The organism is Clavibacter michiganensis (assembly GCF_002151125.1).
Taxonomy (GTDB): domain Bacteria; phylum Actinomycetota; class Actinomycetes; order Actinomycetales; family Microbacteriaceae; genus Clavibacter; species Clavibacter michiganensis_C.
The window spans coordinates 47,158-66,980 of sequence record NZ_MDJZ01000003.1 but is presented as its reverse complement, the minus strand read 5'-3'; the positions used below and the strand labels follow the sequence as shown (position 1 = coordinate 66,980).

The following is a 19,823-nucleotide window of genomic DNA, read 5'->3' as shown; positions in this document are numbered from 1 at the left end:
GCATGACGACGACGACCCGCCGCACGTACGGCCCCGCCGCATGAAGGCCCTGTCCGACCGGTTCCAGCGCGCTCCCCTCGGGATCGTCTTCCTCGTCCTCGCGGTCGTCGTCTTCGTCGTCCGCACCCTGGTCGGGCCGCTCCTGCTCGACGACGCCCTGTCGCCGGGCCGCACCATCGCGACCCTCGTCAGCTCCCTGCTCATCGCCGGCGTGATGACGCTCGTCGTCGCCCGGCAGCGCCGTCGCAGCGGCGGCGCCCACACGATGGCGGAGGTGACGACGTCGCTGAAGACCGGCCGGCTCCCGCTCGACGCCGACCCCGCCGCCTGGATCCCCGCCCTCGAGTGGCGGCGCCGGCAGTTCCGGCGCTCCATGTGGCTCATGCCCGTGCTCGTCGTGGTGCTGGTCGCGATGGGCGTCGCGGCGGCGATGCTGGTCCCCGACTCCCCCGCCGGCTGGATCATCGTGGTCGTCTTCCTCGCCCTCGGGATCGTCAGCGTGGTGCAGGCGCGCCGCACCCTCCCGCGCATCGACGAGCTGCTGCCCAGCTCCGCGCGCGCGACGGGGCCCGGGCCGACGCGGATCCCGTCGACGACACCGGCGACGCGACCCGGCGGGCTCCCACGAGCCCGACGGGCGGCGCCTGATCCGTCTCCGCCCGTGATCGACCCGACGGACCCCGCGCGTGGCCGCGTCTGGCGCGCTCGCCGGTTCGCCGACCGGCACCCCGCGGTGCCCGCCCTGGCTGCCGCCGCCGCCTACGCGGGGATCACGCTCTGCTCGCGCGTCGCGCTCGGGCACGAGGCGAGCGGCGACCGGATCCTCGGGACCCCCACCGTGGCCCTGCTCGCGGCCGCCGTCCTGACGCTCGTCCTCGCGCGACGCCGACGCCGACGCGGCGGCGTTCCCCTCCTGCGGTGGATCGACGTGTCCGAGGCGATCGACGCGGGACGGCTGCCCGCGGACGCCGAGGACGACGCCGACGCCTGGCGGTGGCTCCTGCTCCGCCGCCGCGACGTGCACGACCAGCTCGGCGGCCGGTGGGCGGTGCTCGCGGCGTCGATGGTCCTCGCCGGCACGATCGCGCTCGGCGCGACCGGCGGGCCGCCGCTCGCGTGGACGCTGCCGGCGGTCGTCGCCCTGATGGTCGCGGGCATGGCCGTGGTCCGGCGTCGTCGCCTCGAGCGGATCGACGCCCTCCTCCAGCCGCTGCTCGCGGAGGAGTCCGCCGCCTCCGCACGAGATGTCGACGGCGGCCCGCGATCGGAGGAGTAGGACGGCTTCCTGAGCGCGGCCGACGCGCGCGGCGTGTCGGGTGCCCACGCGTCGTCCGCGGTCGAGCATCGTCCAGGGACTCCGCCCGATACCCCGCGTCCCGACGCCCCGCACCGTCACGCACCATCCGAGCGAACGGACCCGCATGAGCGACCACCGCAGCACGCCCTCCCCCGGCGCACCCGCGTCCGCCGCCCGCCGCGCGGTGCACCGCGGCCACGTCCTCCACATCACGGGATCGCCCCTCGTGCAGGAGGCCCGCCGCCACCTCGTCTCCGTGCCCGACGGCGCGCTCGCGATCGACGACGCCGGCCGCATCGCCTGGGTCGGCCCCTTCCGCGAGCTCCCCGCCGCGTTCGCGGGCGCGCCCGTCCACGGCGACGCGTCCGACTTCCTGATCCCCGGCTTCGTCGACGCGCACGTGCACTTCCCGCAGACGTACACGACGAGCGCGCACGGCGGCGGCCAGCTCCTCGAGTGGCTCGACTCGTGCGTGTTCCCCTCCGAGGCGCGCCTCGAGGACGAGGGCTTCGCGCGCATGATCGCGGGGGACTTCACGCGCCGTCGCATCATGGCGGGCACGACGAGCGCGCTGGTGTTCGGATCCGCGTTCCCGCACGCGCAGGACGCCCTGTTCGAGGCCTCCCGCGACGCGGGCCTCCGGCTCGTCAGCGGCCGCGGGATCCAGACGGTGGGCTCCGGCCCGGCCGCCCCGCTCCTCACCTCGGAGGAGGACGCGATCGCGCTGTCCTGCGCGGAGATCGACCGCTGGCACGCCGTCGACACGGGCGACGCGACGACGGCGACGCTGCAGGTCGCGATCGTGCCGCGCTTCAGCCTGTCGGTGACGCCGACGACGTTCCGCGGCCTCGGCGAGCTGTACGACGTGGCGCGCGGCGAGGGCGTCCACTTCCACTCGCACCTCAACGAGAACGACCGGCCGGGCACGGGCGAGATCGCCGCCGTCCGGCAGGTCTACGGCACCGAGACCTACCTCGACACGTACGACGGCCGGTTCCTCCCGGGATCCGAGCGCGGCGGATCCAGCCTCCTCGGCCGCCGCAGCGTCTTCGCGCACGCGGTGCACTGCCAGGACTCCGAGCTCGCGCGCCTCGCGGAGACCGGCAGCAGCATCGCCCACTGCCCGACGTCGCAGCAGTTCCTCGGGAGCGGCACCATGCCGTGGCGGCGCACGGTGGCGTCGGGCGTGAACGTGGCGATCGGATCCGATGTGGGCGCCGGCGACGAGTGGCTCGTCTCGCGCGTGCTCAACGACGCGTTCAAGGTGCACCTGTCGGAGCCGGGCGACGCGGGGGTGGAGATCGACGCCGCCGAGCTCCTCTTCACCGGCACGCTCGCGGGCGCCCGCGCGCTCGACATGGAGGAGCGCTACGGCAACCTCGACGTGGGCAAGGACGCCGACTTCCTGACGATCAGGCCGGACCTCTGGGAACCGCTCGCCCTCACGCTCGCCCACGGGATCCGCTCGGACGACGAGGCCCGCGCCACCGATCAGATCCTCTTCACGCTCCTCATGGGGCTCCGCGAGCCGGCCATCGCGGCCGTCCACGTGCAGGGGCGGCGGGTGTCGGCGGGCTGACGGAGGCAGGCGTCACCTCGCGCGGGCGAGCACGCCCTCCATCGCCTCCACGAGCCGCTCCGCCCCGGGTCGTGTGAGTCACCGATGACTCGCCTGAGTCAGATGTGGCTCCTGCCGCGACGGGGCGCAGGCAGATCGAGGGCGGTCGTCGCGCGTGCCGGGGGCGGCGGGCGGCGGATCACCCGCGGACGAGCGCCGACGACGACACGCGGTCGCGTCGGCGGGCCGCGGAGGCGATGAGCCCGGCCGTGCCCGCGATCAAGCCGATGACGAAGGTGGCGACGGCGCCGATGACGCCCATGAGCACGATCCCGAAGGCGCCGGCGCTCTCGTCGACCTGCCCGACGACGTCCCGCGTGGCCCATGCCGCGAGCACGGCGAGACCCAGGGCGAGGACGAGCGCGACGATCGTGGTCCCCACGAGGTACCAGCCCCAGCCGGCGCCGCGGGCCTTCGCCACGACGAGGACGACGGCCGCGACGATCACGAGCACCGGCACGCCGAGCGTCAGGGTGAGGGCGAGCGCGAAGGCGGTGTCGGGATCCATGCGTCGAGCGTAGGCCGCGCGCCTCCGGAGGGCGAGGGAACGGCGGGGCCCTCCTAGCATGGGCGGATGGCGGAGCCGGGATCAGCGGGGACGAGCGCCGACCGATCGGACGGTCGCGTCGCCGGGGTGGTCCTCGCCGCCGGCGCCGGCACCCGGTTCGGCGGTCCCAAGGCGCTCGCCGCCCACCCCGACGGGACGCCCTGGCTCGCGACCGCGATCCGCGCGCTCGCCGACACGGGCTGCTCCCCCGTGCTCGTCGTGCTCGGCGCGGCGGCCGAGGAGGCGGCGGCCCTGCTCGGCACGCTCTCGGAGTCCGCTGACGCGGTCGTCGTGCGCGCCGACGACTGGGCGGACGGCATGTCCGCCTCCCTGCGCGCGGCGCTCCGGGCCGCCGCGGCGCTGGATCCGCAGCCCGTCGCCCTCGCGGTCGTGCCGGTCGACGTGCCCGACCTCGACGCCGCGACGGTGCGCCACGTGCTCGAGGCCGGACCTGTGGACGCAGCCACGATCCGCCAGGCCGTGTTCCGCGGCCGTCCCGGCCACCCCGCCCTGATCGGCCGCGACCACTGGTCCTCGCTCGCCGCCGGCGTGCGCGGCGACGCGGGCGCCCGCCCCTACCTCTCCGCCCACGACGCACGGCTCGTCGAGGCCGCCGACCTCAGCACGGGCGCGGACGTCGACCGACATCCCTGACGGAGACCCCGTCCCGTCTCAGCGCCCCAGCGCCTCCTCCAGGGCGTGCCAGGCGAGCAGCGCGCACGTGCCGCGGAGCGGGTAGCGGCCGGAGTCGGCGAGGGCGAACGCGTCGCCGAGGCGGTCCTCCGCGCCGGGCCGGAGCTCGTGGGAGCGGATCAGGGCGCGCAGCTCGACCACGAGCGCCTGCGCCTCCGCGCCCGTCCGCCCCTCGACCAGCTCGGCGAGCATCGACGCCGACGCCTGCGAGACCGTGCAACCGCGGCCGTGCCAGCGGACGGCGATGCGGTCGGCGGGGTCGACGGCCGCTCCCGCAGCGAGCCCAGCCCGCGCCGGATCCACCGCGAGCACCCGCAGGTCGACCACGTCGCCGCACGTCGCGTTCCGCTGTTCGGACGCACCGAGCACGACGCCGACCGCGGGCGTCGCGGCGTCCGGCTCCGCGACGAACCGGCCGGGCGCCGAGGCCGCCCGCAGCGCCGCGTCGCTGCCGACGCGTCGCCGGGCGTGGTCGGCGATGAGCGCCGAGGCGATCTGCCGGTCGAGCGTCATCGCCCGACCGCGTACCCCTGCGCCCCGCGCGGGTTCGCCGCGGCGCCGAGCAGCCCGGTGGCGGGATCCCGCGTCACGGCCGAGAGGCGCCCGAGCGTCCAGTCGCCCGACACCTCGACCTCGTGCCCGCGGGCGCGCAGGTCGGCGATCACGTCGTCGCCCACGCGCCCCTCGACCACCAGGCCGCCGGGCGTCCACGTGCGCGGCCAGAAGGATCCGGGGACGCTCGTCGTGTGGAACGTGGGCGCGTCGACGGCCTGCTGCGGGGTGGAGCCGCCGACGATCGTGCGCAGCAGGTAGGGCAGCTGCCACTGGTCCTGCTGGTCGCCGCCGGGCGAGCCGAGCGCCTCGACGGGCTCGCCGTCGCGCGTGATGAGCGTGGGCGTCAGCGTCGTGCGGGGACGGCGCCCGGGCGCGAGCGAGGACGGGCCGCCGGGCTCGAGCCAGGTCATCTGCAGGCGCGTGCCGAGGCAGAAGCCGAGCGCGGGGATGAACGGCGACGACTGGAGCCAGCCGCCGGAGGGCGTGGCGGAGATCATGTTGCCCCACCGGTCGACGATGTCGAGGTGGCAGGTGTCGCCGCGGGTCTCGCCCGTGCGCGAGACGGTGGGCTCACCCGTGCCGCCGGCGGACGCGGGTGCGTCGCCCTCGACCACGAGCGGCGGCATGAACGGCTCCACCCCGTCGACGCGTCCGGGGCGCAGCTGGTGCGACGCCTCGTCGGTGATGAGCGCGCGACGCTCGGCCGCGTACTCGGGGCTCAGCAGCACGTCGAGGGGCGCCCCACCCGGCACGGCGTCGCCGTAGTAGGCCTCGCGGTCGGCGAGCGCGAGCTTCTGCGCCTCGATGATCCGGTGGATGCCGTCCGCCGTCGACGGGTCGATCTCCTCGTCCGTGAACCCGTCGAGGATCATCAGCGCCTGCAGCAGCGCCGGCCCCTGACCCCACGCGTCCGTCTTCCAGATCCGCAGGCCGCGGAACCCGATCGACACCGCGTCCTCCCACGAGGCCCGCGAGCCGGCGAGGTCCTCGGCGGTGAGCAGCCCGGCGTGGTCGGCGCCGGTCGAGTGCCGGTGCGGATCCTGCACGCTCGCCACCATCTCCTCCGCGACGAAGCCCTCGGCCCAGACCGTGCGGGCGGCCTCGATGCGGTCCTCGCGCGTCGCGTCCGGGCCGGCGGCGGACGCGGACTCCGACAGGATCCGCTCCATCGCCGCCGCCCAGGCCGGGTTCCGCACGAGCGATCCGGCCGCGGGCGCCTCGCCGTCCGGCATCCAGAACGCGGCGGACGCGGACCAGTGCTCGCGGAACAGGTCGCCGACGCCCGCGATGGTGCGGCGCACGCTCTCCAGCACCGGGTGCCCGTCGCGCGCATACCCGATGGCGAAGGCCCAGACGTCGGCGAGCTCCCACGTGCCGTGGTCGCGGAGCAGCAGCAGCCAGGCGTCGACCGCGGCGGGCACGGCGGCGGCGAGCGCACCGGCGCCGGGCACGCGGTCGAGGCCCTCCTGGCGGAAGCGCTCGGGCGTCGCGGCGGCGGGCGCGGATCCCTGCCCCATGAGGAGCTTGGGCGCGGCCTCCCCCGCGACGTGCACGACGGCGGTCATGTCGCCGCCGGGTCCGTTGAGGTGCGGCTCGACGACGTGCAGCACGAACGCGCTGGCGACGGCCGCGTCGAACGCGTTGCCGCCGCGCTCGAGCACGGCCTGGCCGGTGCCGGAGGCGAGCCAGTGCGTGGAGGCGCTCATGCCGAACGTGCCGCGGAGCGTGGGGCGGGTGGTGAATGCGTCGGGCGCGCGGAACGTCACGGGGGGTCCTTCCGGTGGGATGCCCCCAGTCGACCACACCCGTTCCGTCCGGTGCGGGAATGCCGTCGGCCCTGCGTCCGTTCACCGTTCGACCCGGGAGGCCCATGACTGACAGCACTGGCGTCGGATTCCGATCCGAGCGCGGACCCATCCTCATCGCCCTGATGATGACGACGGGCCTCGTGGCCATCGACTCGACCATCCTCGCCACCGCGGTGCCGTCCATCGTGGACGACCTCGGCGGCTTCGCCTCGTTCCCGTGGCTGTTCTCCATCTACCTGCTCGCGCAGGCCGTGTCGGTGCCGCTGTACGCGAAGCTCGCGGACACCGTGGGCCGGAAGCCGATCATCCTCATCGGCATCGGCCTGTTCCTCGTGGGATCCGTGCTGTGCGGCTTCGCGTGGAGCATGCCCGCGCTCATCGCGGCCCGCGCGATCCAGGGCCTCGGCGCGGGCGCCGTGCAGCCGATGGCGATCACCATCGCGGGCGACATCTACACCGTCGCCGAGCGCGCCAAGACGCAGGGCTACCTCGCGAGCGTGTGGGCGGTGTCGAGCGTGGTCGGCCCCACCCTCGGCGGCGTGTTCTCCGAGTTCGCGACCTGGCGGTGGATCTTCTTCGTCAACGTCCCGCTGTGCCTCCTGGCCGGTTGGATGATCGTCCGCCGCTTCCACGAGTCCATCGAGCGGACGCGGCACCGGGTCGACTACGCGGGCGCCGCGCTCCTCACGGTGGGCCTCAGCCTGCTGATCCTCGCGGTGCTCGAGGGCGGCCAGGCGTGGGCGTGGGACTCCGCGCCGAGCATCGGCGCGTTCGCGATCGGCGCGGTGCTCATCGTCGCGTTCCTGCTGGTGGAGCGACGCGCGGCGGAGCCCGTGCTGCCGCTGTGGGTGTTCTCGCGTCGACTGCTGCTCACGACCACGCTCGTGTCGCTCGGCGTCGGCGCGATCCTCATCGGCCTCACCTCCTACGTGCCCACCTACCTCGAGGGATCGATCGGCGTCACCCCGCTCGTCTCGGGCCTCGCGCTCGCGGCGCTCACCATCGGCTGGCCGATCTCTGCGTCGCTGTCGGGCCGTCTGTACCTGCGCATCGGGTTCCGCCGCACGGTGCTCATCGGCATGGCGCTCACGATCGTCGGCACCGGATCCATCGCGCTGCTCGCCGGCACGCCCACCCTCGTCGGCATCGCTGCCGGCTGCTTCGTGGTGGGCCTGGGGCTCGGCCTCGTCGCGACGCCCAGCCTCATCGGCGCGCAGTCGAGCGTCGGCTGGGGCGAGCGCGGCGTCGTCACGGGCGCGAACCTCTTCGCGCGCTCCATCGGCAGCGCGGTCGGCGTCGCGGTCTTCGGCGCGATCGCGAACGCGATCTTCGCCGCGTCGGACGGCGGCCAGCGCGATCCGGACGCCGTGATCGCCGCGTCCGGCGCCGTGTTCCTCGCGGTCGGCGTGTGCGCGCTCGCGACCGTCGTGGCGGGGTTCCTCATGCCGGAGTCGCGCGTCGAGGACACCGAGATCGCGCGCGCGGAGACCGTCGTCGACTGACCCCGCACGCCTCGGGCACGATTCGCGGGAATGCCGACCCCGCCCCTACAGTTGACCCGAATGCATACGTTCGCATGGATCAAGGAAGCAGGGCAGCATGGCGCAGGAGATCGAGCTCGGACTGGACACGTTCGGCGACGTCACGGTCGGACCGGACGGCCGTGAGCTGCCCTACGCCGAGGTGATCCGCAACGTCGTCGCCGAGGGCGTGCTGGCCGACCAGGTCGGCATCGACTTCATCGGCCTCGGCGAGCACCACCGCGACGACTACGCGATCTCCTCCCCCGAGGTCGCGCTCGCCGCCATCGCCGCGAAGACCGAGCGCATCCGCCTCGGCTCCGCCGTCACGGTACTCAGCTCCGACGACCCCGTGCGCGTCTTCCAGCGCTTCGCGACCCTCGACGCCGTCTCGGACGGCCGCGCGGAGGTCATCCTCGGCCGCGGGTCCTTCACCGAGTCGTTCCCGCTGTTCGGCTACGAGCTGAGCGACTACGAGCGCCTCTTCGAGGAGAAGCTCGGCCTCTTCGCCGAGCTGGTGAAGGAGACGCCCGTCACCTGGAGCGGCTCGACGCGCGCCGGCCTCACCGACCACGACGTGTTCCCGAAGACCGCCGCGGGGATCAAGACGTGGGTCGGCGTCGGCGGCAGCCCCGAGTCGGTCGTGCGCGCCGCGCGCCACGGGTTCCCGCTCATGCTCGCCATCATCGGCGGGGAGCCGCACCGCTTCGCGCCCTACGCCGACCTGTTCGCGCGCGCCCTCGACCAGCTCGAGCAGCCGCGCCTGCCCGTCGGGATCCACTCGCCCGGCTACGTCGGCGAGACCGACGCCGAGGCGCGCGAGGCCTTCTTCCCGGACTACCAGGTGATGCACGCGCGCATCGGCAAGGACCGCGGCTGGCCGCCGCTCGCCCGCGCCTCGTACGAGCAGGAGATCGACCACGGCTCGCTGTACGTCGGATCCCCGGAGACCGTCGCCCGGAAGATCGCCGCGACGCTGAAGGCGGTCGGCGCCACCCGGTTCGACCTCAAGTACAGCGCGGGCCCGTTCTCGCACGAGCGCATGATGGGCGGGATCGAGCGCTACGGCACCATCGTGGCGCCCATGGTCCGCGACATCTTGGCCTGATCCGCCCTCCGGACGCCCCCTCCGTCCCTCCGCGGTGGAGGGGGCGCCCGAGCGCGGGATATCCTGCGATCGTCCCCATTCCGGGGGCATCGCGACGGACGGGACGGGCTGCGATGACCGGCGCACCGCCCTCCGACCCCGAACCGGGCCGCGACCCCGCCGTCGGGCCGCACGGCGACCCGGCGGACCGCCCCGCTCCAGGGCCCCGGATGCTGGCGGCCGGCCCCCTCGCGTCGCTGCGGTCGGGCACCGTCGGCCGGCTCCAGTACCGCGTGCTCTACCGCGAGATGCGGCGCGCCACGTTCCCGCGCGACTCCCCCACCGGCTCGCTGCCGGGGCCGGATCCCTACGGCCTCGCCGTCGTGGGCGAGGGCACCGCGGTCGGCTACCAGACCGTGTCCCACGACCTCGGCGTGGCCGGGCAGGTCGCGCACAAGCTCTCGGTGCGCACCGGACGCGGCGTCTTCTGGTCCGTCCAGTCCTTCCCCGACTTCACCGTGCGCTCCTGGCGCGCGGGCCTCGACGCGTTCCCCGCCTGGGCGAGCACCGACGTGGCGGTCCTCGCCCTCGGCATCGGCGACGCCATCCGCTTCACGCCGACGCCGCTGTGGGAGTCGCTGCTCGACGCGTGCATCACGGGGATGCAGGAGCGGATGCCCGAGGGCTCCCTCGTGCTCGTCACGGAGGTGCCGCCGCTCGAGATCTCACCCGTCACGCCGCCGCTCATCGCGGGCGCCGTCGGTCGCCACGCGGACGCGCTCAACCGCAGCACCCGCCGCGTCGTCGCACGCCATGAGCGGGCGGAGAGCGTGCCGTTCCCGGCCTGGCGGATCCCCGAGTTCACCGCGCCGAACCCCGAGGACACGCTCTACGGCCGCGTCTACCGGGCGTGGGCGGAGCTGCTGGTCGAGCGGATCGCGCCGTCGTGACCGGGGCCGCCTCCCCCGCCGACGGCCACGCGGCCGCCGACGGCCCCGCCGTCGCTGACGGGTACGCGCTCGCCGACGGCTACGCGGCCGCGGACATCCGCGCCGCCGAGGCCCCGCTGCTCGCGGCCGGGGCGCAGCTCATGCGCGTCGCCGCGGCCGGGCTCGCGCGCGTCTGCCGCGCCGAGGTCCCCGCCGGCGCCGTCCTCGTGCTGGTCGGTGCGGGGAACAACGGCGGCGACGCGCTGCTCGTCGCGGCCGAGCTCGCGCGGGACGGCCGCGAGGTGCGCGTGATCCGCACGGCGGCGCGCGTCCACGAGGCCGGCGCCGCCCGCGCGGTCGCGGCCGGCATCCGGATCACGCCGTCCGAGCAGCTCGACGACGCGCAGGTCGCCGGTCTCGGCCGGGCGTCCGCGCTCGTCGTCGACGGGATCCTCGGCATCGGCACCACCGCGAGCCCGGCCCTCCGGGGCGAGGCGCGCCGCGTGGTGGCCGCGCTCCTGCCCGTCGTCCGCGGCGCGGGACGCCCGGCCGTCGTGGCGTGCGACATCCCGAGCGGCGTCGGCTGCGACGACGGCGAGGTGCCGGATCCGACCGTGCTGCCCGCCGACGTCACGGTCACCTTCGGGGCGGGGAAGCCCGGCCTGATGCGCGGACCCGGCCGCGCGCTCGCCGGCCGCGTGGAGCTCGTCGACGTCGGGCTCGACCTCTCCGGCACGGCCCCGCTGGTGCGCGCCGCACGCTGACGACGCGCCCGGGCCGCCCCGTGTCCCCGATATCGCCGACTTCACCCGACGCTCCCGTCACGAGAGGGTGGAGGCAGGCCATCCGGCCCGTCGAAGGGGGACGACACCATGCACGGTCACGCCACAACGCACCGCACCCGAGCGGGAGGGCCGGCATGACCGGCCCGCTCGTCCTCGCCATCGCGAACGCCGCGATCATGGCCGTCGTCGCCCTCGCGGGGGCGCGCACGCCGCGGTGGCTCCGCGGATCCTCGTGGCTGCTGCTCGCGGTCGCGCTGGCTGTCCTCGCGCTGCACCTGGGCGCGGACGCGTGGGGCGTCCCGGCGAACGCGCTCGCGATCGCGTTCCTGATCTCGACGTGCCTCAACGCGAGCGCCCTCGGGCCGCTCCTCATGCAGCGCGTCCTCACCCGCGCGCCGCGCTCGCGGCGCCGGGTAGCGGGCACCGACTAGCCCGCGACAGGGATCCGCCCGACAGGCCGATGGCCGCACCGCCCGAGGGCGGTGCGGCCATCCGTCGTCCGGGGCCTCGGATCAGGCCTCGGTCACGTCGATCAGCACCTTGCCGGTCACGCCGTCCTCGACCGCCTGGTGCGCGTCCGCGGTCCGCTCCAGCGGGAAGCGCGTGAGGGGGAGGCCCGCGTCCTCGCCGACGGGCAGGGCGCCGTCGATGAGCGCCAGGTGGATGTCGGCGCGGGCGGCGTCGAGCGCCTCCTGGCCCACCGTGTACAGCAGCAGGAACTGGTAGCGGAGGTTCTTCACGAAGCTGTCGACGACGTGCAGGGTCACGGTGTCGCCGCCGTTGTTGGCGTACACGGCGACCGAGGCGCGGTTCTTCGCGACCGCCTGGTTGAGCTCGGCGTTCTGGGCGGGGGCGACCTCGACGATCAGGTCGACGCCGTCGGGCGCGAGCCCCAGGATCTCCGCGACCGCGTCGCCGTGCTTGTAGTCGACGACGTGATGCGCGCCCGCGGCCGTCGCGAGGGCGCCCTTCTCCGGCGAGCTGACCGTGGTGATCACGGTGGCGCCGGCCCAGCGCGCGAGCTGGATGGCCGCGTGGCCGACCGCTCCCGCGCCGCCCGCGACGAGCACGTGCTTCCCGGCGAGGACGCCGGGAGCGAGGCGCGACGGGCCGTCCTCGGAGACGGTGAGGGCCCGGTGCGCGGTGACGGCGGGCACGCCGAGGCTCGCGCCGAGGTCGAAGGAGAGGCCGTCGGGCAGGGGCGCGACGCGGTCGACGGGGAGGACCGTCTTCTCCTGCGCGGTGCCGGTGGGGCGGCCGTGCGCGGCCAGCATGATCCAGACGCGGTCGCCGACGGCGAGGTCGGTGACGTCGGGACCGACGGCGTCGACGATCCCGGAGCCGTCCTGGTTGGGGACGACCTCGGGGAAGGGCAGCTCCTGACCGGGCGATCCGCCGTCGCGCGACTTCCAGTCGGTGGGGTTCACGCCGGAGACGACGACGCGGACGCGCACCTCGCCGGGGCCGGGCGCGGCCTCGTCGCGGTCGACGGGCTGCAGGACGTCGGGGGAACCGGTGCGGGTGTAGGTGATCGCTCTCATGACGGGGACAACGCCCGGCGCCCGCGCGGTGTTCCTGGCGTCAGCCGCCGAGCGTGTCGTGGGTGAGCCGGCCGCCGAGGAGCGTGGCGGAGACGCGCATCGCGCGGAGGTCGTCGGGCGCGGTGGTGTCGGCGAGCGGATCCGCGTCGACGACCGCGAGGTCGGCCCGCTCCCCCGCCGCCACGCGCGTGCGCACGGAGGCGTCGAGCGCGGCGGCCCGGTCGATGGCCTGCTCGGGGTGCCACGGCTCCCGGCCGTCGCGCGCGCGGCCGACGGCGGCGGACATGGTGGCCCACGGATCCAGCGGCGCGACGGGCGCGTCGGACCCGAGGGCGAGGCGCGTCCCCGCGGCCCGGAGGTCGGCGAGGGCGAAGGCGCGGCCCGTGCGGCCGGCCCAGTAGACGTCGGCCACGTCGCGGTCGTCCATCGCGTGCTCGGGCTGCACGCTCGCGACCACGCCGAGCGCGGCGAAGCGCGCCACGTCCTCGTGCGTGAGCAGCTGGGCGTGCTCGATGGATCCGGCGAGCCCGTCCGCGTCGCGGTGCGCGCCGCCGAGCAGCCGGTCGAGGTGCGCGAACGCGTCCAGCGCGAGCCGGTTGGCGTGGTCGCCGATGGCGTGGATCGCGGGCCAGAGCCCCTGGCGCGCGGCCCGCACCATGATCTCCCGCAGCTCCTCCGGCGGCACCGAGAGCGTGCCGCAGGCGCCGCCGTGCGCGTCGCCACCCTGGCCGTCGAGGTCGGGGTACGGGTCGAAGCAGTACGCGGTGCGGGTGTTGAGGGATCCGTCGGTGACGACCTTCGCGGGTCCCACGCGCACGAGTCCGCGCGTGCCCGGGAGCACGTCGCCCGTGCGGAGGCCCTCGTCGCGCGCCCGGTCGAGGTGCTGCGGCCAGACGCCGAACTCGACCCGTAGCGCGTCGTGGCCGAGGGCGGCGAGGCGGCGCCAGCGAGCCGGGTTCCAGTCGATCTCGAGGTCGACGATGCCGACGACACCCCGGCGGGCGGCCTCGCGCGCGACCTGCACGGCCTGCGCGTCGAGCGACGACGCGTCGCCCTCCTCCACGCGGTACATGAAGTCGAAGCAGTCGTCCTCGCGCAGGAGCCCGGTCGGGTGGTCCCCGTAGCCGTGGGGCGCGAGCGCCGCGGAGCTCGCCCAGCAGCAGTGCAGGTCGCCGCTGACGAGGAGCACGGGGGTGTCGCCCGCGACGGCGTCGAGCAGGTCCTTCGTGGGGAGGTCGGGCCAGAGGCCGTCCCGGAAGCCGTAGCCGACGAGCGCCTCGGGGGTGCCCGGGCTCGTGACGGCACCGGATCCCGCGGACGCTGCGCGGGCGGCGAGCGCGGCGCGCACGAGGTCCACGGCCTCCGCGGCGGACGACACCCGCGAGAGGTCGAGGCGACGGGACACCTTGGTCCACTGGGTGAAGTGCACGTGGTTGTCCCAGAGGCCGGGGATGACGAACCGGCCGTCGAGCGCGCGGGTCTCGACGCCCGCGGCGTCGGCGGATCCGGCGGGGCCCACGGACGCGATGACGCCGTCGCGCACGAGCACGTCGACGGGCGCGTCGGAGCCGGGCAGGCGGCCGCCCGCGAGGAGCAGCGCGCTCACGCGTCGGCCCCGGCGGAACCGGTCTCGGCCCGGGTTCGGGCGCGGCGGATCTCCGCGGCGAGCGCCGGGTTCGCGTACTCGGCGCCGTGCTCGAGCTCGTGGAGCACGCGCTCGACGACGTGCGGCGGCTTGTCCTGGCTGAGCTTCGCCTTCGCGACGAACCGCGTGGCGACGAGGCGGAGGCCCACGGTGCCGGCGCTGATCCGGGCGGCGTACGCGGCGTCGGCGGGCGTGCCCTCCATGCGGCGCGGCTCCGGCATGCGGTCCTCGAACCGGTCGACGAGCTGCCCGAGCACGCGCAGGTTCTCCTCCGGCGAGAGGATCTCGACCCGGCAGGTCAGGTGCGCGCTGACGTGGTCCCAGGTGGGCACCGCCGGGGCGGCGTCGTACCAGCCGGGCGACACGTAGCCGTGCGGGCCCTGGACGATGACGAGCACCTCGCCGTCGGCGCCGTCGCGGAGCCCGAGCTCGTGGATCCGCTCGTCGGGGCGGCCCACGTGGGTGAGGAGCGTGAGGTCGTCGCGCGCGGGATCCAGCAGCACCGGGTAGTGCGAGGCGACGAGACCCGCGCTCGTGCCGCTGACGATGGTGGCCCACGGGTTCTCGTCGACGAGGCGGCGGATCTCGGTCACGTCCTCGAGCGCGTACGACGGGTTCTCCCTCACCGGGCGACCCGCCGCGGCTCGAGGGCGGGCGAGGTGGCGAGGGGCATGACGGGATGCTACCGGCCGCCGGGCACCGCTCCCGTCACGCCGCGGCGGGCCGGTCCGCGGCCCTCGCGAGCCGCGGATCAGCGGGCGCGCAGCCCCGGGAACTGGTCGTCGCGCCACTCGCCGTCGAGCCGCTCGCCCGCGTCGGCCGCCTCCACCTCGCGCTGCCGCAGCTCCACCCGGCGGATCTTCCCCGACGCGGTCTTCGGCAGCTCGCCGAACTCCACGCGGCGCACGCGCATGAAGGCCGGGCTCTTCTCCCGCGCGTGCTTCAGCACGGCGAGCGCGGTCGCCTCGTCGGGCTCCCAGCCTGCGGCGAGGTGCACGTAGGCCTTCGCGACGTTGAGCCGCACGGCGTCCGGCGCGCCGACCACCGCGGCCTCGGCGACGGCCGGGTGCTCGATCAGCACGCTCTCGACCTCGAACGGCGAGACCTTGTAGTCGGAGGACTTGAAGATGTCGTCGGTGCGGCCGATGAAGGTGATGGTCCCGTCGGCGTCGCGCCGGGCGACGTCGCCCGTGTGGAAGTACCCGTCGCGCAGCGACTCGGCCGTGCGGGCGTCGTCGCCGAGGTACCCGGCCATGAGGTTGACGGGGTGGGTGGTGAGGTCGAGGCAGATCTCGCCCTCGTCGGCGGGCTCGCCGGTCACGGGATCCACGAGCACGAGGTCGACGCCCGGCAGCGGCGTGCCCATCGAGCCCGGCACGACGGGGTCGCCGGGCGCGTTGGCGACGATGGCGGTGGTCTCGGTCTGGCCGTAGCCGTCGCGGATGGTGAGTCCCCACCACTCCTCGATGCGCGCGATGACCTCGGGGTTGAGCGGCTCCCCGGCCGACATGATCTCGCGCAGCCTGCCGGGCCGCTCGCGGATCCCCGCCTGGATGAGCATGCGCCACACGGTCGGCGGCGCGCAGAACGTCGTGACCTCGGCGCGGTCGAGCTGCTCGACGAGCGCGTGCGCGTCGAACCGGGCGTAGTCGTGCACGAAGACGGTGGCCTCGGCGATCCACGGCGCGAAGAAGCAGCTCCACGCGTGCTTGCCCCAGCCGGGCGAGCTGATGGCGAGGTGCACGTCACCGGGCTGCAGGCCCAGCCAGTACGCGGTGGTGAGGTGGCCGACGGGGTACGAGACGTGCGTGTGGACGACCATCTTCGGCTTGCTCGTGGTGCCGGAGGTGAAGTAGACGAGCGCGGGATCCGTGGACGCGACCTCGACGCCCACCCGGTCCGCGGGCGCGTCGTCGGCGTCGCGGTAGTCGCTCCAGCCCGCGGGCACGGAGGCGTCCCCGGGCGCGCCGATCGCGATGCGCGCGTACTCCCCCGGCACGTCGTCGAAGACGGCCGTGTGCGCGAGGTCGGCGATGACGTGGCGCACGCCCGCGCGCTCCACGCGGTCCGTGAGGTCCGCGGATCCGAGCACCGTGGAGGTGGGCAGGATCACGGCGCCCGCCTTCATGATCGCGAGCATCGTCTCCCACAGCTCCACCCGGTTGCCGAGCATGAGCATCACGTGGTCGCCCTTCCGCACGCCCCGCGCGACGAGCCAGGTGGCGACGCGGTCGGAGCGCGTCGCCATCTCGTCGAAGGTCACGCTGCGCTCGGATCCGTCGCCCGCGACCACCCGCAGCGCCACCCGATCGTTCCCCCGCGCGATCTGGTCGAACCAGTCGACCGCCCAGTTGAACGACTCCCCGACGTCGGGCCACCGGAAGCGCTCGACCGCGGATGTCCGGTCGGTGCGCATCTCCTGCAGGAGGTCACGGGCGGCGCGGTAGGAGGAGTTGGCTCGGGTCATGGGTCCATCCTGCTGCCCGCGCCGTGGTGCCGAGCACAGAGGATCCAGAGACCGCACCGCACGACCGTCGGCTCCGAAGCAATTCCGTAGTGCACGAACTCATCACTGAGGGAAGGACGACCACATGACCGAGATCACCGCCCACCACGGGCTCCTGAAGGACACGAACCTGCACGTCGACGACACCGGGGGCACGGGCCGCCCCGTGGTCCTCATCCACGGCTGGCCGCTCTCCGGCGAGTCCTGGAGCAAGCAGGTGCCCGCGTTCCAGGCCGCCGGCTACCGCGTCATCACCTACGACCGCCGCGGCTTCGGGCGCAGCGACAAGCCGCTCACCGGCTACGACTACGACACCTTCGCGTCCGACCTCGACGCCGTGCTCACCGAGCTCGACCTCGTCGACGTCACGCTCGTCGGCTTCTCGATGGGCGGCGGCGAGATCGCCCGCTACATCGGCACCCGCGGCGAGGCCCGCCTGCACAGCGTGGTCTTCGCGTCCGCCGTGCCGCCGTACCTGGAGAAGACCGACGACAACCCCGACGGCCCGCTCACGAAGGACGCCGCCGCCGAGATGACGGCCGGCCTCACCAAGGACGAGGACTCCTTCTACGACGAGTTCACGACCGGCTTCTACTCCGCGGACGGCGTGCTCAAGGTCACCGAGGCCGAGCGCCAGGAGGCCATCGCGCTCGCGCACCAGTCGAAGAAGCACGCGGCGCTCGCCTCCATGAAGGCGTTCGCGACCACGGACTTCCGCGACGACCTCACCAAGGTGACGGTGCCGACCCTCGTCATCCACGGCGACAGCGACGCGACCGTGCCGTTCGAGGGATCCGGCGAGCGCACCCACCGCGCCATCGCGGGCTCCGAGCTGCACGTGGTCAAGGACGCCCCGCACGGCGTCACGGTCAGCCACCCCGAGGAGTGGAACCAGGCCGTGCTGGAGTTCCTGAAGAAGTAGGACCCACCACCTGCCGCGGGGGCGCTGATCCGATCGGGTCAGCGCCCCTGCGTGCGCTTGTACGGCTTCGGCTGGCCCTTGACCACGGGCGCGCGGCCCTGGCCCTTGGAGGCCTTCGCCTTCCCGCCGGCCGGCGGCTTCGGCGCCTCGGGCGGGGTCGACGGCTTCGCGAGCTCCTCGAGCGCCTCCTCGTAGGCCAGGCGGCCGGTCTTGGTCAGCCGGGTCTCGGTGCTCTGCGGGTCGAAGACGGCCTTGCCGTAGTGCTCCTCGATCGCGCGGATGGAGGAGGCGAGCTTCGCGCGCGAGATGCCGAGCTGATCCGCCGCCTTCGGCAGGTGCAGCACCTCGGCCGCGACCACGAAGTGACGCTGGTGGCTGATCTTCACGCGTGGTGCCTCTCGTCGCGGCGGATGCCGGAGGACCCACGGTACAGGCCGCGTCCCCGCGGCCCGGGCGCACGCGACCCTGCCGGTAGCGTCGAGGCGGCGGACGGCGTCGACGGGGAGGCACGGCATGGCGGGACTCGAGGTCGTGGCGGCGGTCATCGTGCGCGACGGGCGGGCGCTCGCCTGCCGACGCGCGGCGCACAAGCCGGGCGCGGGCACGTGGGAGTTCCCGGGCGGCAAGGTCGAGCCCGGCGAGACGCCCGAGGCGGCGCTCGCCCGGGAGATCCGCGAGGAGCTCGGCGTCGACGTCACCGTGGGCGCGCTCGTCGACCGCTCCGAGGTGCCCGTGGGCGAGCGGATCATCGACCTCGCCTGCTACCTCGCGGATCCCGTCGGGCCGCTGCCCACCACCAGCACCGACCACGACGAGCTGCGCTGGGTGCCGCTCGCGGACCTCGGCGACCTCGGCTGGTCGGCGCCGGACCTGCCGGCCGTGCGGCGGCTCGTGCTCGAGGCCCGGCACCCTGACGCGGGCTGGGTGATCGACGTCGGGGCGCCGCCGCGCGCCCCGGATCCGGAGCTCGACCGGCACGCGGCGCGGCTCGCGGAGGCGTCGGACGCAGCGCAGGCGTCCCTCGACGCGCTCGCCGACGCGGTGCGCTCCGCCCACGCCGCGGGGCTCGACGAGCACCGGATCGCGGTCGCGGCGCGCGTGTCGCTGCAGCACGTCCGCTTGCTCCTGCGGTGACGGCCGGGTCCCGTTGACGCCCTCCCCGAGGCCGGGCTAATGTAAGTACACCGTGTACGTACTCAATGTCGAGGGTGCGCGCGGGCCAGCCGACGATCAGAGGAGATCCGCCATGGCACCCGACCCCCTACCCACCAGCCGCGTCCCGTTGTTCGACGGGATGAACCGGATCCCCGGCGGGCTCATGCTCATCCCGCTGATAATCGGATCCGTCGTCGGGACCTTCGCGCCCGGCTTCCTCGACCTCGGGAACTTCACCACGGCGCTCTTCCGGGACAGCGCGCTCCCCCTCATCGGCATCCTGATCTTCGCGACCGGCATGCAGATCACGCTCCGCACCTCGGGTCCCGTGCTCGCGACGTCCGGCGTGCTGCTGCTGACGAAGTCGATCATCCCGGCCACCTGCGTCGTCGTGCTCGGCAACCTCGTGGGCCTCGACGGCCTGCTCGGGGTGTCGATCCTCGCGTTGCTCGTGAGCATGGACAACAGCAACGGCGGCATCTGGCTCGCCTTCACCGGCCGCTACGGCCGGGAGCGTGACCGCGGCGCCTACATCGCGAGCGCCGTGAACGACGGCCCGTTCTTCTCGCTGCTCTTCCTCGGCGCCGCCGGCCTCGCGGACATCCCGTACACGCTGCTGCTCGCGGCCGTCATCCCGCTCCTGCTCGGCGTCATCATCGGGAACATGGACGCCAAGTGGACCGAGGTCATGCGGCCGATCCCCAACATGGTCATCCCGTTCTTCGCCTTCGCGCTCGGCACGGGCATCGACCTCGGCAACGTCGTCTCGGGCGGCCTGTCCGGCATCGTGGTGGGTGTGATCGCGACCGTCTTCACCGGGACCGTGGCCTACCTCGGCTACCGCTTCCTGCTGCGCCGCGGCAAGGAGTCGGGCCTCGGCATCGCGTCCGCCACCACGGCGGGCAACGCGATCGCGACCCCCGCGATCGTGGGCGCTGCCGACCCGTCCTTCGCGCCCTACGTCGAGGTCGCGACCGCGCAGGTCGCCTCCGCGGTGCTGGTCTCGGCCGTGCTCGCGCCGATCCTCGCCGCCTGGGTGCTCAAGCGCGAGGGCGGCATGAAGGCCATCTCCGACGACCGCAAGCGGGAGGAGACCGCGGCGGTCGCCGCCGCCGAGGCGTCCAGCGCATCCGCCGCTGCGGCCCGCGAGGCACGCCCGGACGACCGCGGGATCCCCGGGGCGGGGCCCGCGTGACGGCCGCCGCGACGCCCGCG

Annotated in this window: 19 protein-coding genes; 11 read left to right on the top strand and 8 right to left on the bottom strand. The window is 74.7% G+C overall.

Annotation, left to right across the window (positions count from 1 at the left end):
- Positions 1-40: 40 nt before the first annotated feature.
- Both BFL37_RS14645 and BFL37_RS01060 read left to right on the top strand, forming a co-directional pair.
- On the top strand, positions 41-1,276 hold the full coding sequence (locus BFL37_RS14645; RefSeq protein ID WP_241533799.1) for a hypothetical protein: 1,236 nt from the start codon (positions 41-43) through the stop codon (positions 1,274-1,276).
- A 145-nt stretch (positions 1,277-1,421) separates the two neighbouring features.
- Positions 1,422-2,876, top strand: coding sequence for an amidohydrolase family protein (locus BFL37_RS01060; RefSeq protein ID WP_086513331.1), 1,455 nt, complete (start codon positions 1,422-1,424; stop codon positions 2,874-2,876).
- A gap of 178 nt (positions 2,877-3,054) precedes the next feature.
- On the opposite strand, the gene BFL37_RS01055 is transcribed toward BFL37_RS01060, so the two are convergent.
- A complete protein-coding gene (locus BFL37_RS01055) occupies positions 3,055-3,423 on the bottom strand; it encodes a hypothetical protein (RefSeq protein ID WP_086513330.1) in 369 nt (122 codons plus the stop codon).
- A gap of 126 nt (positions 3,424-3,549) precedes the next feature.
- Between BFL37_RS01055 and BFL37_RS01050 the strand changes: the two genes are divergently transcribed.
- A complete protein-coding gene (locus tag BFL37_RS01050) occupies positions 3,550-4,116 on the top strand; it encodes a nucleotidyltransferase family protein (RefSeq protein ID WP_346962696.1) in 567 nt (188 codons plus the stop codon).
- Positions 4,117-4,134: 18 nt separating this feature from the next.
- Here BFL37_RS01050 and BFL37_RS01045 read toward each other — a convergent pair whose 3' ends face one another.
- On the bottom strand, positions 4,135-4,668 hold the full coding sequence (locus tag BFL37_RS01045) for an iron-sulfur cluster assembly scaffold protein (protein WP_086513328.1): 534 nt from the start codon (positions 4,666-4,668) through the stop codon (positions 4,135-4,137).
- Positions 4,665-6,476, bottom strand: coding sequence for a gamma-glutamyltransferase family protein (locus BFL37_RS01040; protein WP_086513327.1), 1,812 nt, complete (start codon positions 6,474-6,476; stop codon positions 4,665-4,667). The genes BFL37_RS01045 and BFL37_RS01040 overlap by 4 nt, the downstream gene beginning before the upstream one ends.
- A gap of 104 nt (positions 6,477-6,580) precedes the next feature.
- Between BFL37_RS01040 and BFL37_RS01035 the strand changes: the two genes are divergently transcribed.
- From BFL37_RS01035 to BFL37_RS01015, 5 genes are all read left to right on the top strand, one after another.
- Positions 6,581-8,020 carry an MDR family MFS transporter gene (locus BFL37_RS01035; protein WP_086513326.1) on the top strand — a complete coding sequence of 480 codons (1,440 nt, stop codon included), beginning with the start codon at positions 6,581-6,583 and terminating at the stop codon, positions 8,018-8,020.
- A gap of 97 nt (positions 8,021-8,117) precedes the next feature.
- Complete coding sequence (locus tag BFL37_RS01030) at positions 8,118-9,146, top strand: LLM class flavin-dependent oxidoreductase (protein ID WP_086513325.1); 1,029 nt, start codon at positions 8,118-8,120, stop codon at positions 9,144-9,146.
- A 209-nt stretch (positions 9,147-9,355) separates the two neighbouring features.
- Positions 9,356-10,075 carry an esterase gene (locus BFL37_RS01025; RefSeq protein ID WP_241533797.1) on the top strand — a complete coding sequence of 240 codons (720 nt, stop codon included), beginning with the start codon at positions 9,356-9,358 and terminating at the stop codon, positions 10,073-10,075.
- Positions 10,072-10,818 (top strand): NAD(P)H-hydrate epimerase, encoded by a 747-nt coding sequence (locus BFL37_RS01020; protein ID WP_086513323.1) that lies wholly within the window; start codon positions 10,072-10,074, stop codon positions 10,816-10,818. Before BFL37_RS01025 ends, BFL37_RS01020 begins: the two co-directional genes overlap by 4 nt.
- A 155-nt stretch (positions 10,819-10,973) precedes the next feature.
- The gene (locus BFL37_RS01015) at positions 10,974-11,270 is read left to right on the top strand and encodes a hypothetical protein (RefSeq protein WP_086513322.1); all 297 of its coding nucleotides are present in this window, start codon (positions 10,974-10,976) and stop codon (positions 11,268-11,270) included.
- Between the two features lie 81 nt (positions 11,271-11,351).
- On the opposite strand, the gene BFL37_RS01010 is transcribed toward BFL37_RS01015, so the two are convergent.
- The 4 genes from BFL37_RS01010 to BFL37_RS00995 all read right to left on the bottom strand — a co-directional run bounded on the left by BFL37_RS01010 (position 11,352) and on the right by BFL37_RS00995 (position 16,492).
- A complete protein-coding gene (locus tag BFL37_RS01010) occupies positions 11,352-12,380 on the bottom strand; it encodes an NADPH:quinone reductase (RefSeq protein ID WP_086513321.1) in 1,029 nt (342 codons plus the stop codon).
- 40 nt (positions 12,381-12,420) lie between these two features.
- Entirely contained in the window at positions 12,421-13,986 is a 1,566-nt protein-coding gene (locus BFL37_RS01005; RefSeq protein ID WP_086513320.1) for an amidohydrolase, read from the bottom strand.
- A complete protein-coding gene (locus BFL37_RS01000) occupies positions 13,983-14,651 on the bottom strand; it encodes an FMN-binding negative transcriptional regulator (protein ID WP_086513319.1) in 669 nt (222 codons plus the stop codon). Before BFL37_RS01000 ends, BFL37_RS01005 begins: the two co-directional genes overlap by 4 nt.
- Before the next feature lie 125 nt (positions 14,652-14,776).
- Entirely contained in the window at positions 14,777-16,492 is a 1,716-nt protein-coding gene (locus BFL37_RS00995; RefSeq protein WP_086513318.1) for an AMP-binding protein, read from the bottom strand.
- A gap of 124 nt (positions 16,493-16,616) precedes the next feature.
- On the opposite strand from BFL37_RS00995, the gene BFL37_RS00990 reads away from it, so the two are divergent.
- Positions 16,617-17,453 (top strand): alpha/beta fold hydrolase, encoded by an 837-nt coding sequence (locus BFL37_RS00990; RefSeq protein WP_086513317.1) that lies wholly within the window; start codon positions 16,617-16,619, stop codon positions 17,451-17,453.
- Positions 17,454-17,491: 38 nt separating this feature from the next.
- Here BFL37_RS00990 and BFL37_RS00985 read toward each other — a convergent pair whose 3' ends face one another.
- Complete coding sequence (locus tag BFL37_RS00985; protein ID WP_053774742.1) at positions 17,492-17,839, bottom strand: LysR family transcriptional regulator; 348 nt, start codon at positions 17,837-17,839, stop codon at positions 17,492-17,494.
- Positions 17,840-17,966: 127 nt separating this feature from the next.
- On the opposite strand from BFL37_RS00985, the gene BFL37_RS00980 reads away from it, so the two are divergent.
- Together BFL37_RS00980 and BFL37_RS00975 are read left to right on the top strand one after the other, a co-directional pair.
- Positions 17,967-18,587 (top strand): (deoxy)nucleoside triphosphate pyrophosphohydrolase, encoded by a 621-nt coding sequence (locus tag BFL37_RS00980; RefSeq protein WP_086513316.1) that lies wholly within the window; start codon positions 17,967-17,969, stop codon positions 18,585-18,587.
- A gap of 112 nt (positions 18,588-18,699) precedes the next feature.
- On the top strand, positions 18,700-19,803 hold the full coding sequence (locus tag BFL37_RS00975) for a 2-keto-3-deoxygluconate permease (protein ID WP_086513315.1): 1,104 nt from the start codon (positions 18,700-18,702) through the stop codon (positions 19,801-19,803).
- Positions 19,804-19,823 lie beyond the last annotated feature (20 nt).

What these genes read in the sequence shown, in the direction of transcription:
- BFL37_RS14645 (WP_241533799.1), top strand. Translation starts at nt 41, where the DNA reads ATGAAGGCCCTGTCCGACCGGTTCCAGCGCGCTCCCCTCGGGATCGTC.
- BFL37_RS01060 (WP_086513331.1), top strand. Translation starts at nt 1,422, where the DNA reads ATGAGCGACCACCGCAGCACGCCCTCCCCCGGCGCACCCGCGTCCGCC.
- BFL37_RS01055 (WP_086513330.1), bottom strand. Translation starts at nt 3,423, where the DNA reads ATGGATCCCGACACCGCCTTCGCGCTCGCCCTCACCCTGACGCTCGGC.
- BFL37_RS01045 (WP_086513328.1), bottom strand. Translation starts at nt 4,668, where the DNA reads ATGACGCTCGACCGGCAGATCGCCTCGGCGCTCATCGCCGACCACGCC.
- BFL37_RS01035 (WP_086513326.1), top strand. Translation starts at nt 6,581, where the DNA reads ATGACTGACAGCACTGGCGTCGGATTCCGATCCGAGCGCGGACCCATC.
- BFL37_RS01030 (WP_086513325.1), top strand. Translation starts at nt 8,118, where the DNA reads ATGGCGCAGGAGATCGAGCTCGGACTGGACACGTTCGGCGACGTCACG.
- BFL37_RS01025 (WP_241533797.1), top strand. Translation starts at nt 9,356, where the DNA reads ATGCTGGCGGCCGGCCCCCTCGCGTCGCTGCGGTCGGGCACCGTCGGC.
- BFL37_RS01015 (WP_086513322.1), top strand. Translation starts at nt 10,974, where the DNA reads ATGACCGGCCCGCTCGTCCTCGCCATCGCGAACGCCGCGATCATGGCC.
- BFL37_RS01010 (WP_086513321.1), bottom strand. Translation starts at nt 12,380, where the DNA reads ATGAGAGCGATCACCTACACCCGCACCGGTTCCCCCGACGTCCTGCAG.
- BFL37_RS00995 (WP_086513318.1), bottom strand. Translation starts at nt 16,492, where the DNA reads ATGACCCGAGCCAACTCCTCCTACCGCGCCGCCCGTGACCTCCTGCAG.
- BFL37_RS00990 (WP_086513317.1), top strand. Translation starts at nt 16,617, where the DNA reads ATGACCGAGATCACCGCCCACCACGGGCTCCTGAAGGACACGAACCTG.
- BFL37_RS00980 (WP_086513316.1), top strand. Translation starts at nt 17,967, where the DNA reads ATGGCGGGACTCGAGGTCGTGGCGGCGGTCATCGTGCGCGACGGGCGG.
- BFL37_RS00975 (WP_086513315.1), top strand. Translation starts at nt 18,700, where the DNA reads ATGGCACCCGACCCCCTACCCACCAGCCGCGTCCCGTTGTTCGACGGG.